The following is a 13,668-nucleotide window of genomic DNA, read 5'->3' as shown; positions in this document are numbered from 1 at the left end:
CTTGAAGATCATATATTATGGGGTGTATCCATGTCGCGCAGGGCATTTATTCGGTGGTTGGTGGCCATCGGCGGTATTTTAATCGGGATTAGCGCCTGGTTCAGTTGGCTCGTTAAGAAAAAATTTATGACGGAGACCGTAACCGTAGCTGCCCACTCTGCAGATACGCCCGAACCGTCAGCATCGCAGGAACCGCCGCAGCCTTCGGAAGAACCGCTGCCGCCGGGGCCGCTGATGTCGTTCTTTATTTTAAGTGACCTGCATGTGACGATCGGAGATCCCCTTACGATGACGAAGCTGCGGCAAGCGTTGGATGATGTCACCCATTTTGACGGACCTGTGGATGCGATCATGCTCACGGGCGATTTGACGGATACCGGAACGGATCGGGATTATAAGGAGCTGCGGGGGATTTTGAACGCGTATAAGCTGCCGCCGGTTCATGCCAATATGGGCAACCACGATTACTATACGATTTGGATCAACAAAGCGAATCAATGGGACCAGGACGCGGTGCCGAATGGCAAAAGCGATGCGATCAGCCGTGAGCAGTTCAAGAAGTTTTTTGGCTATTCCCAGATTTATAACGATTTTACGGCGAATGGACATTCGATCGTGTTGTTATCGCAGGAAACCTATGTGCAGGAAAAGCCGGAGGTCGGTGAAGGCGCCTGGTACTCCGACGAGCAGATGGCGTGGTTCAAAGCGCGAGTGAAGCAGCTGTATAAGCCGGGACGGCCACTGTTTGTCATGACCCATCAGCCGCTGCCGCCGGTCGGGACCGATGGCAAAACGCATCAACTGATGCGGGCGATTGAATTCCGCGATACGCTTGCACCGTATAAGAACGTGCTCGTGTTCTGCGGCCACCGCCATCAGGATTTCCAGAACGGCACGCCGCATTACATTCAGGAGACGTTCCATTATTTTCATAACGCCTCCGTCGGCAGGACGCTGAATCGGGCGTACCAGCAGGAAGCGCGCAACAAGGCGCAGGGGATTTACGTGCAGGTGTTTGCCGACAAAGTGACTGTGCGCGGCCGTGAGTTCAGCAACCGTACTTGGATTGAAGAGGCGAATTGGACGGTGCCTTTGGAAAAAGTGAAAGTCTGATCCGCCATTTGATAAATGTTTAATGTAGAAGCAGAAGGGAATTTAATGACCACTATGAAAACGCAACTCAAGCAATTGCTCGAAACGGAAGTCGCCAAGCGGCGGACGTTTGCGATTATTTCTCACCCGGATGCGGGAAAAACGACGTTGACGGAGAAGTTGCTCCTGTTCGGGGGCGCGATTCGTCTCGCGGGAACGGTCAAAGGTCGCAAAGCCAGCAAGCATGCGACTTCCGACTGGATGGAGATCGAGAAGCAGCGGGGGATTTCCGTTACGTCTTCCGTCATGCAGTTCGATTATGAAGGGCATCGCGTCAACATTTTGGATACGCCGGGCCACCAAGACTTCAGTGAAGACACGTACCGTACGCTGACGGCCGCGGACAGCGCGGTCATGCTGATTGACGTCGCCAAAGGGGTCGAGACGCAGACGAAGAAGCTGTTCCAGGTGTGCCGGATGAGAGGTATTCCGATTTTTACGTTTATTAACAAATTGGACCGTGAAGGGCGGGATCCGTTCGAACTGCTCGAGGAGTTGGAAGAGGTGCTCGGCATCCGTTCCTATCCGATGAACTGGCCGATCGGGTCCGGCAAGCAGTTCTGCGGCGTGTATGACCGTGGCAAATCGCAGCTGGAGCTGTACCATGGCGAGGATCATCGCGACATTCAGGTCCGCAAGGTCAGCGGTGTGGATGACCCGCTCGTGAAGGAAATCGCCGGCGACTTCCTGCATCAGCAATTGTGCAATGATATTGAATTGCTGGACGTAGCCGGGGACCCTTTTGACATGGAAAAAGTGTTAAAAGGCGAGCTGACGCCGGTTTTCTTCGGTTCGGCGGTCAACAACTTCGGCGTGCAGACGTTCCTGGAGAACTTCCTGCAGCTGGCGCCAGATCCAGAGCCGCGTAACAGCTCCCTCGGGGAGATCGAGCCGACCCGCGAGAAATTCTCGGGCTACGTGTTCAAAATCCAAGCGAACATGAACCCGGCGCACCGCGACCGCGTTGCGTTCCTGCGCATCGTGTCCGGCAAGTTCGAGCGCGGCATGTCCGTGAAGCACGTACGGCTTGGCAAAGACATCAAGCTGGCGCAGCCGCAGCAGTTCCTTGCGCAAGATCGGGACATCGTCGAAGAGGCGTTCCCTGGCGACATTATCGGGTTGTTCGATCCGGGTATTTTCCACATCGGGGATTCCTTGTGCGAAGGTGAAGCCCTCACGTTCGACGAGCTGCCGACGTTCTCGCCGGAGCTGTTCAGCAAGGTGTCTATCAAGAATGCACTCAAGCAAAAGCAGTTCCTGAAAGGCATCGACCAGCTTACCGAGGAAGGCATGATCCAGGTGTTTACGACGATCGGCTTCGAAGATATGATTCTCGGCGTCGTCGGCCAGCTGCAATTCGAGGTGTTGGAACACCGGATGAAATCGGAGTACGGCGTCGACATTATGCTGCAGCGGCAGAACTACCAGTTCGCGCGCTGGATCGTGGATGAGAAGATAGATCCGGGCAAGTTCCGCATCAACTCCACACTTGTGAAAGACAAGAAGGGGAACTATGTCGGCTTGTTCGAAAGCGAGTATGCGCTGCGTTCTTCGATCGAGAAGAATCCGAATGCGCAGTTCTTGAGCAGCGCACCGACGAATTAAGGGATGAAGAGGCAGGCCTTGGGCTTGCCTTTTTTTGCTTAGTAGGTTGTACGGCAGTTGCCGCCGTCCGCTCGCCGGCAGCTATTTCCAGGGAAGGGAACGTGGATGCGCTATTTGTGCGAAAATCGCGGAGATTTGCCTGTAAGGGAGCGAGAGGCCCTTATTTGTGCTTTTTTGGGGCATTTTGGGGTCTTGGAGATCGATTAGCGTCCTCTCGTTCCGCATCATGATCGAAAGTGGAGAGATTGGCCGGATTAGCGTCCTCTCGTTCCGCATCATGGTCGAAATTGGGGAGAATGGCCTGGTTAGCGTCCTCTCGATCCCCGTAAGGATGGCAGGCGAAAGGTGCTGTTCCACACCTCTATAGGACTAGGCAGGCACATGGCCATGGCGAGTTTTAAAAAAGCGCTTGCTAATTTCGAATAATTGGTATAAATTTTATACTAATTGGAGAGGAGGGGAAGCGGTCGGGTGCAAACTTCACAAATAAGATACCGCCATTATCTTATTTGTCTAAGCAGCGTTGGGGGAAGCTGACGGCCAAAGCCGCTTAAAGCGGGTAAGTCGCTGCCTCCCACGTCTGGATGGCATCGGCGGCGGCACCAATGCAGCTTGCGTAAGGGTATAACTCTGAACGCGCGACGCGGACAGGGATGACGGCTGAGAGACAGCGGCGTTGGAGCTCGGACTCGATGTGTGGAAACAGGATGGAGGACGCCTGCATCAGCGGGCCGTCGCAGACGACAAGCTTCGGATTCAGCAAGTTGACCACATAGCTCAGCGCCTGCCCGATGGTACGACCCGCACCTCGGAGCACCTCCAGAACGACAGGGTCTTTGTGGTGCAGTCTGTCCAGGACGGTCTCCCAACTGAGCGGTTCGCTGCTTCCGGCGCCGTCCGCTTCGCTGATCTGGCGCAAGAGGGCAGGTAGGCTGACCAAAGCCTCCAAGCAGCCGCGATTGCCGCAGCCGCATAAAGGGCCGTCCGGCTCCAGCACGAAGTGACCCAGCTCGCCGGCAGCACCCACGCTTCCTCTGACGACGGAGCCACTCGCCACAAGGCTGCAGCCGACGCCGTTGCCGAAGTAGCAGTAGGCGAAGTCATTGCTGCCGCTACCGCTGCCATGCCATTGTTCGCCTAGGGAGGCGAGCTTGACGCTGTTGTCCAATTTGAGCGGGATGCTCAGCCGATCCTTTAAAAGCGCCAACAGCGGCACATGCTGCCAGCTTAAGTGACTGGAGTGGATAATGCTTGAGCGATGCTCTTCCATAAGACCAGGAATGCCGATGCACATGCCGACGCAGGCCTCTGCCCCATAGGTGACAAGCAGCTTGTCCGCTTCGGACAGCAGGGATTGGACAACATTGTCCGGTGCCGCATCCCGCAGAGGGACGGAGTAGGAGGCAATCGGTTGGGCATACAAATCGGTCACCGCCCAATGAATGACATCCGAGGTTATCTGGACGCCGATCGCCCATTTATTGCGGGCCTGAAATTGGATGACCGTCGCTTTTCGCCCGGCGCCGCTTTGCGCTTGCTGGCCGAGTTCCTCAACAAATCCCGTCTCCATGAATTCGCCGATGATGGCATTCACGGTGTTCTTGTGCAGGTTCAGTGTTCTGGCCAAATCGACGCGCGTCGTTTCACGGTTGTGTTTCATTTGGCGGTATATGATTTGGCGGTTGACGTCTTTGGCGATGGTCGGTCCTCGGCCTTTTGAAGTGCCCATGTGCGCTGCCCCTCTTCCACATTTGTATGCATTTATGATAGCAGGAACCAAAGTTCTAGTAAAATTAGGGAGGATTATTCATGCCAAACGACAAATTTGCCCCTGTAATTACCACGAAGGCGGATCAACTTAACGTTCAGGTTTATCCCAATCGATCAGCGCTAGGCAGCGCTGCGGGACTGGAAGCGGCTGCGTATATGAGAGCTCTGTTGGACACGAAGCCGGGCATTCGGATGATTTTTGCGGCGGCGCCTTCGCAGAACGAATTTTTGGAGACGTTGATTGAGGCGTCCGGGGACCTGGACTGGAGCCGAGTTACGGTGTTTCACATGGACGAGTACATCGGCCTGCCGCAGGATGCGCCACAATTGTTCAGCCGTTACGTCAGCGAGCGGTTGTTTGATCGGGTAAAGCCGGGGACAATTCATCTGATTGATTCGGGAGCCGAGCCTGAGGCCGAATGCACGCGTTACAGCCGCTTGCTAGCCGAAGCGCCAATCGACATCGTCTGCCTGGGCATTGGCGAGAATGGCCATTTGGCGTTCAACGATCCCCCGGTTGCGGATTTCAACGATGCTGCTTTGGTGAAAAGCGTCGAACTTGACCAAGTCTGCCGTCAGCAGCAGGTGAACGACGGTTGTTTTGCAACGCTTGCGGAGGTGCCGACGCACGCCGTCACGTTGACGATTCCGGCGCTGATGTCCGGAGCCAGACTCTTTTGCATGGTGCCGGGCGTGCGCAAAAGAGAAGCGGTTCGGCATACCGTCGATCTCGAGCAGCCTGTATCGGTGTCATGTCCCTCCACCATTTTGCGTCAGCATCCTGCTTGCACGTTATACACGGATGTGGATGCTTACGGTGAAACAAGATGAGCGGGCAGCTTGAACTATCCGGCCTGGATTACCGGACCGGAGAGCCGCTGCGCATCGTCGTCGAGGATGGCTGTATCTCGGCAATTGCGCCTGGCAGCTTAAGCTCGCCTGCATGCGAGGCCGGCCTTTATGTCGGCCCCGGCCTGGTCGATCTGCAAATCAATGGCTACGGTGGCGACGATTTTAATACGCTGCTTGGAGACGGCGGGGAATTTCCGCTGGAGCGCATCGCCCGCCGCTTGGCTGCGAGGGGGTGTACGACATTCTATCCGACCGTAATTACGAACGGCGATGAAGAGCTATGTGAGTTACTGGCTGCCATCGATCGGGCATGCCGGCTTCATCCTGAATGGGCCGGCTTCATCGGTGGCATTCATCTCGAAGGGCCGTTTATTTCGCCCGAGGATGGGGCGCGGGGCGCTCACCCGCTCGAACATGTGACAGCGCCGGAGTGGGCGAAGCTGCAGCGCTGGCAGGAGGCGTCGGGCGGCCGGATCCGGCTGCTGACGATGTCGCCGGAATGGCCGGGGAGCGACAGCTTCATTGCACGCTGCGCAGCCGCCGGCCTGGTCGTCTCGATCGGCCATACGTCTGCGACACCCGAGCAGATTCGAGCTGCGGCTGCTGCCGGAGCCCGCATGTCGACGCATCTGGGCAACGGGGCGCATCGCATGCTTCCCCGGCATCCCAACTACCTCTGGGAGCAGCTTGCGCTGGATGAACTCAGCTGCGGTCTGATCGCAGATGGCTTTCATCTGCCGGATCAGGTGCTGAAGGTCATTATGAAGGTCAAAGAGGACTGGGCCTTTCTCGTCAGTGACGCGGTGTCCCTCGCAGGTATGGCGCCGGGCCGATACGAAACGCACATTGGCGGCTGCGTCGTTTTAACACCGAATGGCCGGCTGCATATGGAAAGCAATGAAGATCTGCTGGCCGGCTCGGTGACATTGCTCCCTGACGCCGTGTCTCACCTTACAGAGCGGGGGCTTGTGGATTTTGGGACAGCTTGGGATATGGCATCGCTGCGCCCGGCCCTACAAATGGGCTTGCCTGCTGCGCAGGGACTTTCGGTCGGGGCGCCCGCAGATTTGGCGACTTTCCGCAGAGCGGGAACCCGCATTGAGCTGCAGCAGGTGGTTAAAGCGGGGAGACTTGTTTCGAAGTAGTGGCATCTTTGGCAGCCTGCCTTCTTCCATTGGCGTAGAGGGGGAGGGGGCACACAGTGGAACGGTTGCCAGTGAGCTTAATTCGTCGAAAAGCTGGCCGTGCGGCCTGTAACGGTTGTGGCAGCGGCTATTTAAACGAAATCGGTGAGATTTCGCCGGTATTTAGGCAGATAAGCCCTATGGCAACCGTAAAAGTGTGCAATGCCGCATTTTGTATCGAATAGACGCTGTGGCGACCGTTACGCATGTGCAGCCATTCCTGTTGTTGCAGTGCTCGACAGATGAAGATGACCTAGTGGTTATGGGCTAGGTAGAGGTCTCGACCACCCCCCTGGTATCGGGGCTTGGTCGGCAGACTAAAAGCTTGGCGAAAGCGCCGGGCTTTTTTTGCGTGGGAAGGCAAGTCCTTCCTACGGCTTCGTGCTGTCGGTCCCCCCCTTGGCTTTGCAAAACGGCCAGTCGCCACTTGACTTCCGTCTACATATGATGCAGGAGGAAAATATGGAGGCTGGAGGCAGCAGCACATGGTGACAACGTGGAAAAAGAAGGCGAAGAAGGGGAAACTCCCCTCCAAGCGCGCGGCGGCAGCAACAACTGCAAATAAAGCCCGATATGTGAGCAGCAAAATGGGAAAAACGCGAGCGTTGGAAGCGAAAGCATCACTTCGCGGGTATGTGCCTGCGACGAAGTGGCTGAATGCGGCTGTGCTGCAGGAGATGCTGAGCGAGCATCGCATGGTGTATGTGAAACCGAACGCGGGCATGTGCGGAGACGGTGTGATCCGCGTGGAGAAGGCGTTGCCCGAGAACGGGGCCTCACTGCGCTATACGTTCCAATCTGGCGTACGGAAGAAGTCGTTCGCAACGTTTGAGGGGATGTATACGGCGCTGCGCAAGGTGATCGGGAAGCGGCGGTATCTGGTCCAAAAAGGGATTCAACTGCTTAAATACAAAGGAAACCGCTTTGATTTGCGGGTCATGGTGCAGATGACGCCGGCAGCCAAATGGGAAACGACCGGTGTGATCGGGCGCGTCGCCCATCCGTCGAAAATCGTGACCAACTACCACGATGGCGGCAAGTTGAAAAGCGTCGATACGCTGCTGCGCAGGTATATGACGGCGAACGACCGCAAGCTGTACGTGAAACGTCTGGAACAATTGGGGCGCAAGGCCGCGAAGGCTGTAGAGGCACGGTATAAAGGGGTTAAGGAGATCGGCGTTGACATCGCGGTCGATTATGAAATGAAGCCGTGGATTCTTGAGGTGAACACGAGTCCTGATCCGTACATTTTCAGGAAGCTGAAGGATAAGCGAGTTTACGCAAAAATAAAACGATACGCCAAAGCATACGGCCGGTTATGAAATCATAACCGGCTGTGCGTTGTGCGCGCTGTACGTATGTTCAATTTCTGCGACGGAAATCGGCGGGCTTAACAAGTAGCCCTGAATCGTCGTGCAGGTCGTTTCCCGCAAGATGTCCAGCTGGCTGACTTCCTCGACACCCTCCGCGACGACTTGCAGATTAAGCGCATGACCGAGATTGATGATCGCGTTCGTGATCGCCAGGTCGCTCTGGTTCGTTTGAATGTTTTTGACGAAGGAGCGGTCAATCTTTAGACAGTGGATCGGAAACTGCTTCAAATAGCTCAGCGACGAATAGCCGATGCCGAAATCATCGATCGAGATGGAGATGCCTTTTTGCGTCAGCTTATCGAGGACGGCGACGGTTTTTTCCATGTTTTGCATAATCGAGCTTTCGGTAATCTCAAATTCCAGGAACGACGGGTCGACGCCGCTCCGGTCAATGATATGAATCGCTTTATCGGCAAAATGTTCATCCTGGAACTGGCACGGAGAGACGTTGACGGCTACCTGGTAGTCAAGCAAACCCGACTCATGCCATCTGGCACGCTGCAAGCAGGCTTCCCGCAGCACCCATTCGCCTAGCGGCAAAATGAGTCCGGTCTCTTCAGCGAGCGGAATGAAGTCGTTCGGAGGAATCATCCCGAGCACCGGATGCTTCCAACGCACGAGCGCCTCCAGACACACAATGCGGCCGGAAGAAAGCTCCAGACGCGGCTGATAGTACAGCATCAATTCATTGTGCTCGATAGCGCCTCGGAGCTCGGCTTCCATGATGAGTTGATTGGAACGATGCCGGTGAATATGCTCGAAAGGGACAAGTTTGTTTTTGCCGGAATGCTTGGCGGCAAGAAGCGCTTGCTCTGCTTGAATGAGCGCGGCCTCCGTCATGCTTGCGGAAGAGATGGGTTCGCTGAGACCCATGCTGGCGTTCAAGTAACAGGGTTGTCCGTTCCATACGAAAGGCGCGGTGAATTGCTGCCGAAAATGTTCGGCGTTGACCTGAAGCGCTTCAGGCGAGTCGCCTTGAAGAAGCAGAGCAAACTCGTCATCGCCGGAACGGGCGAGAACGAGATTCGAGCCAGAGATCTGCAGGCGTGCGGTAATCTCTTGGAGGAAGCGATCTCCGGCCGCATAGCCGAGCGAGAAATTCACTTGCCGGAAGCGGTCGATATCCAGCACGAGCAGGGCGAGTAAAGCGGGAGAGGAGGTATGTACGTTATGCTGAACGGCACGCTCGAACGCTGCGAGCAGCTGTCTGCGATTGGAAATACGAGAGGGCAGGTTCCGGCTCCTCGGAGCCTGCCCGGTTAACGATGCGGCGAGGTGAAAAAGGCGCCTGATTGCTGTCATTGCTATCACACTTCCCACATCAAAGTAGTTCATAAACATCTTATAATCATAAATCGGCGGCGCGGTTAGGACAACCTAAACATTTGCCACTGTTTACAATAATTGTTTAATTCCTTGACGAATCGAATGAAAATTTAGCGGGTCGTGTCGAAAAGCGCTGAATCCTAGAAGCATAAGGGAAATTTCAATTTGTTATTGACAGGGGGCCCATTGCAATGAGAAAATGTACGCGTGTACATTTTAGTGATGCAGGATGGAAGGAGCGAGGCGATTTGGTAACGCGAAAAGAGGTTGCCGAGCTGGCAACCGTCTCGGAAGCGACGGTCTCCCGGGTATTTAACGGGGTAGGACCGATGAAGCCGGCGACGAAGGAGCGCGTCTTGGCGGCTGCGCAGACACTCGGGTATCATCCCAATGCGATCGCCCAAAGCTTTGCGCGCCGGCGGAGCGGCAATCTCGGCGTCGTGCTGCCGTATATGCCGAAGGTGCATCTGTTTTCCACGTATTATTTTGCGGAAATTTTAAGCGGAATCGGCGAGCAGTGCCGGAAAGAGGGCTACGATCTGCTGCTTTCTCTGCTGCCGACAGACGAGGAGCTGGATTATACGCAGCTTTATCGTTCGCAGAAGGTGGACGGCTGCGTCATTCTTGGCGCAAGGGATACGCCGGAGCAGCGGAGGTCGTTGGAAGAGCTGAAAGCGCAGGGTCTGCCGTTCTGTCTCGTGAATCAACGCTTCGAGGGACTCCCGCTGCTGGAAGTGGACGCGGATCATGTGGAAGGCAGCTATTTGGCGGTGCGCAGCTTGCTTGCGGACGGTTATCGTCGCATTGCTTTCATGAACGGTTCCCCCGATTATTCGAACTCCGTCGACAGGCTGGCCGGGTATCGCCAAGCGCTGCTGGAAGCGGGGATTGCCGCTCAGCCGGAGCTTCTGCTCGAAGGCAACTACAGCCGGACGAGCGGCTACAAGGCGGCTGCGGAAGTATGGGCGATGCGGGATCGCATCGACGCGATTTTTGCGGCGAACGACCGGATGGCCATCGGGCTGATGCAGGGGCTGCGGGAGCGCGGCTGGCTTGCCGGGCGCGACTTTGCGATCATCGGCTGCGACGATTCCGATGCGGCGAAGCTGAGCGACCCGCCGCTCAGCACGATTCACGTCCCCTTCTTCGAGATGGGCAAGGCGGCGGCACGCGCGGTGTTAGCGAGCATCGGACACGGAGAGCCGGGGAGCGGCCAGCAGCTGAAGCTGCCGACGCAGCTCATTGTGCGGCAATCGTCCAGGCGCGCGGCTGGCGCTGAACATGGGCGCGAGTAGGGTTGACGCGGGACTGGGGAAGGAAATGACGGGTTACATCACCATTATGGGAGGCGGTTCAACGCATGAAGTCGTTCAACGTTGGGATGATTGGCTATAAATTTATGGGCAAGGCGCATAGCCACGCGTACAAGGATTTGCCGATGTTTTTTCCGCAGGCGGCGAAGCCGGTGATGAAGCTGATCTGCGGGCGCGATGAAGCCGGCGTGAAGCAGGCTGCCCAGCAGTTCGGCTGGGAAGGGTATGTGACCGATTGGCGCGAGCTGGTGAACCACCCGGATGTCGACGTCGTTGACATCAATGCGCCGAGCGATGCGCACAAAGAGATTGCGCTGGCGGCAGCCAAGGCCGGCAAGCACCTATTCTGTGAGAAGCCGCTGGCGCTGACTCTTGCGGACGCGAGAGAGATGCTGGAAGCGGCGGAGGCGGCAGGTGTGAAGCACATGGTCGGCTTCAACTACCGTTTTGCCCCGGCTGTGCAGCTGGCGAAGAAGCTCGTGGAGAGCGGCCGCCTCGGCACGATTTATCACTTCCGCGCCTGGTTCCTGCAGGACTGGATCGTCGATCCGACGTTCCCCCTTGTCTGGCGCTTGCAGAAGGAAATTGCCGGCTCCGGCTCGCACGGCGACCTGGGCGCGCATCTCATTGACCTGGCGCACTTCCTCGTGGGCGATATGGAAGAGGTCATCGGCATGAGCGAGACGTTCGTGAAGGAGCGGCCGCTGCCGTCTTCGATGACGGGCCTCAGCGCCAAAGGCAGCAAAGACGCTCCACACGGGCCGGTGACGGTGGACGATGCGACGCTGTTTATGGCGCGTTTTGCCAGCGGAGCGCTGGGCAGCTTTGAGGCGACGCGGTTTGCGCCGGGGCATCGGTGTACGAATGCTTTTGAGATTAACGGGAGTTTGGGCAGTGTGAAGTTCGATTTCGAGCGGATGAACGAGCTGCAGGTGTATTTTACGAGCGATGATGAGGATGTGCAGGGCTTTAGACGCGTACTGGCGACGGATGCCCCGCATGCCTACATGGATGCCTGGTGGCCTGCGGGGCACACGATCGGGTATGAGCACACGTTTGTGCATGAAGTTGTGGAGTTAATGAATGCGCTTGCAGAAGAGCGTCAGCCGGTGCCGAATTTTGTGGACGGCGTGAAGTGTCAGGAGGTGCTGGAAGCGGTGGATCAATCCATTGCGCAGCGCCGTTGGGTGAAAATCAGCGAGGTTTAACGAGGGAGAGGGGCGTAAGCGCGATGGCAAAACAAGCACTCATCGTATGGGGCGGCTGGGACGGGCATCAGCCTGAGGAGGTTGCCGGGATTTTTGCGGGGCTGCTTCGAAATGAGGGGTATGGCGTCGAGGTATCGAATACGCTGGACAGCTTTCGTGATGCGGAGAAATTGGCGGGCATCGATTTGATCGTGCCGGTCTGGACGATGGGCAAAATCGAGAAGGAACAGCTGTCTCCGCTGCTGGCTGCGGTCAAAGAAGGCGGTACCGGGATTGCCGGCTGCCACGGCGGGATGGGCGATTCGTTCCGCAACGAAGTCGAGTATCAGTACATGGTCGGCGGTCAATGGGTGGCGCATCCGGGCAACGACGGCGTCACGTATACCGTGCGCATAAAGGATCGGGCGCAGCCGCTGACGGAGGGGATCGACGATTTTGTCGTCGTGTCGGAGAAGTACTATATGCATGTGGACCCGGCGATTCAGGTGCATGCGGTCACCGATTTCGGCGATGTGGAGATGCCGGTTGTCTGGACGAAAACGTACGGCGCCGGCAAAGTGTATTATAACTCGCTTGGCCATCAAGCGAACATCGTGCGCATGCCCGAGACGCTGGAACTGATGCGGCGCGGGTTGTTGTGGGCGACACGTTAGTTGGAGGAGGATGTCTTGAGATGAGCAAGAAAAAAGTAGGCATTATCGGGTGCGGCAATATCAGCTCGATTTATATGAAGAATCTTCCGACGTTTGCCGGTGTTGAGCTAGTGGCTTGTGCGGACCTCGATGTGAGTCGTGCAAAGGCGCGCGCCGAGGAATTCGGCATTCCGCATGCGTATTCGGTGAGTGAGCTGCTGGCGGATCCGTCAATCGACATTGTGGTGAACTTGACGATCCCGGCGGCGCATGCCGATGTGTGCCTGCAGGCGCTGGAAGCGGGCAAGCATGTTTACGTGGAAAAGCCGCTGGCGGTAACACGCGAAGAAGGACAGCGCGTGCTCGAGCTGGCGGCGCGCAAGGGGCTCCTCGTCGGCAGCGCGCCGGATACGTTCCTGGGCGGCGGCATCCAGACGTGCATCAAGCTGATCGAGGACGGCTGGATCGGGACGCCTGTGGCAGCGACGGCGTTCATGATGGGCAAAGGCCACGAGCACTGGCACCCGGATCCGGAATTCTACTACGCCAAAGGCGGCGGGCCGATGTTCGATATGGGGCCGTACTATTTGACGGCGCTCGTTGCCCTGTTGGGGCCGATTCGCCGGGTGACGGGGTCGACGGGCATTTCGTTCGCGGAGCGGACCATTTCCAGCGAGAAGAAGCGCGGGCAAAAGATTGCCGTCGACACCCCGACGCACGTTGCGGGTGTGCTGGATTTCCACGGCGGCGCGATTGCGACACTCGTGACCAGCTTTGACATTATGGAGGGGACGAAGCTCCCGCATATTGAGATTTATGGCAGTCACGGCTCGCTGAGCGTGCCGAATCCGAACAACTTCAGCGGCGAAGTGCTGCTGCGCAAGCACGGTTCGGATTGGCAGCCGGTCCCGCTGTCGCACGGCTACCACGCCAATACGCGCGGCTTGGGCGTTGCGGCGCTGGCGAAGGCGCTGCTGACGGGCGACGCGTCGGAGCACCGCGCGAACGGCGCGCTCGCGTACCACGTGCTGGAAGCGATGCACGGGTTCCACGACGCGTCCGACAGCGGCCAGCACTATAGGATGGCGAGCAGCTGCGAGCGGCCGAAGCTTTTGAATCCGGCTGAGGCGCTGTAGATGGAAAATCCTTGCCAATCATCTTCTCTTGACGATTAGGCCTTCGCAAGTTACCATAATGCTAAACATAAGGACATGCTCTTTTTTTTCACAAAGGAGAGGTGTCCTTCTTTTTTT

At 56.9% G+C, this 13,668-nt stretch carries 12 protein-coding genes; 10 read left to right on the top strand and 2 right to left on the bottom strand.

Annotation, left to right across the window (positions count from 1 at the left end; all coding sequences use genetic code 11):
- Positions 1–30 precede the first annotated feature (30 nt).
- Positions 31–1,113 carry a metallophosphoesterase family protein gene (locus EJQ19_RS03175; protein WP_126139749.1) on the top strand — a complete coding sequence of 361 codons (1,083 nt, stop codon included), beginning with the start codon at positions 31–33 and terminating at the stop codon, positions 1,111–1,113.
- A gap of 45 nt (positions 1,114–1,158) precedes the next feature.
- Entirely contained in the window at positions 1,159–2,757 is a 1,599-nt protein-coding gene (locus EJQ19_RS03170) for a peptide chain release factor 3 (RefSeq protein ID WP_420901657.1), read from the top strand.
- A gap of 550 nt (positions 2,758–3,307) precedes the next feature.
- Here the strand turns inward: EJQ19_RS03170 and EJQ19_RS03165 are convergent.
- A complete protein-coding gene (locus EJQ19_RS03165; RefSeq protein WP_126139748.1) occupies positions 3,308–4,486 on the bottom strand; it encodes an ROK family protein in 1,179 nt (392 codons plus the stop codon).
- An 80-nt stretch (positions 4,487–4,566) separates the two neighbouring features.
- On the opposite strand from EJQ19_RS03165, the gene EJQ19_RS03160 reads away from it, so the two are divergent.
- From EJQ19_RS03160 to EJQ19_RS03150, 4 genes are all read left to right on the top strand, one after another.
- On the top strand, positions 4,567–5,358 hold the full coding sequence (locus EJQ19_RS03160) for a glucosamine-6-phosphate deaminase (protein ID WP_126139747.1): 792 nt from the start codon (positions 4,567–4,569) through the stop codon (positions 5,356–5,358).
- Complete coding sequence (locus tag EJQ19_RS03155) at positions 5,355–6,524, top strand: N-acetylglucosamine-6-phosphate deacetylase (RefSeq protein WP_126139746.1); 1,170 nt, start codon at positions 5,355–5,357, stop codon at positions 6,522–6,524. The genes EJQ19_RS03160 and EJQ19_RS03155 overlap by 4 nt, the downstream gene beginning before the upstream one ends.
- Positions 6,525–6,580: 56 nt before the next feature.
- A complete protein-coding gene (locus EJQ19_RS31695) occupies positions 6,581–6,748 on the top strand; it encodes a hypothetical protein (protein ID WP_164716287.1) in 168 nt (55 codons plus the stop codon).
- Positions 6,749–7,048: 300 nt separating this feature from the next.
- On the top strand, positions 7,049–7,885 hold the full coding sequence (locus EJQ19_RS03150; protein ID WP_126139745.1) for a YheC/YheD family protein: 837 nt from the start codon (positions 7,049–7,051) through the stop codon (positions 7,883–7,885).
- Here EJQ19_RS03150 and EJQ19_RS03145 read toward each other — a convergent pair.
- Positions 7,880–9,238: a putative bifunctional diguanylate cyclase/phosphodiesterase gene (locus tag EJQ19_RS03145; RefSeq protein WP_164716286.1), complete on the bottom strand. Its 1,359-nt coding sequence runs from the start codon at positions 9,236–9,238 to the stop codon at positions 7,880–7,882. The genes EJQ19_RS03150 and EJQ19_RS03145 overlap by 6 nt on opposite strands.
- A 215-nt stretch (positions 9,239–9,453) precedes the next feature.
- Here EJQ19_RS03145 and EJQ19_RS03140 point away from each other — a divergent pair, with 215 nt between their 5' ends.
- The 4 genes from EJQ19_RS03140 to EJQ19_RS03125 all read left to right on the top strand — a co-directional run bounded on the left by EJQ19_RS03140 (position 9,454) and on the right by EJQ19_RS03125 (position 13,551).
- Entirely contained in the window at positions 9,454–10,557 is a 1,104-nt protein-coding gene (locus tag EJQ19_RS03140; RefSeq protein ID WP_206438356.1) for a LacI family DNA-binding transcriptional regulator, read from the top strand.
- A 65-nt stretch (positions 10,558–10,622) separates the two neighbouring features.
- Positions 10,623–11,783: a Gfo/Idh/MocA family protein gene (locus EJQ19_RS03135; protein ID WP_126139743.1), complete on the top strand. Its 1,161-nt coding sequence runs from the start codon at positions 10,623–10,625 to the stop codon at positions 11,781–11,783.
- Between the two features lie 23 nt (positions 11,784–11,806).
- The gene (locus EJQ19_RS03130; protein ID WP_126139742.1) at positions 11,807–12,436 is read left to right on the top strand and encodes a ThuA domain-containing protein; all 630 of its coding nucleotides are present in this window, start codon (positions 11,807–11,809) and stop codon (positions 12,434–12,436) included.
- 20 nt (positions 12,437–12,456) lie between these two features.
- Positions 12,457–13,551, top strand: a complete 1,095-nt coding sequence (locus tag EJQ19_RS03125; RefSeq protein ID WP_126139741.1) for a Gfo/Idh/MocA family protein — start codon at positions 12,457–12,459, stop codon at positions 13,549–13,551.
- The last annotated feature ends 117 nt before the right edge of the window (positions 13,552–13,668 follow it).

It is taken from the genome of Paenibacillus whitsoniae (assembly GCF_003955665.1).
GTDB classification, from domain to species: domain Bacteria; phylum Bacillota; class Bacilli; order Paenibacillales; family NBRC-103111; genus Paenibacillus_E; species Paenibacillus_E whitsoniae.
This window is presented reverse-complemented; position numbering and strand designations above follow the sequence as displayed.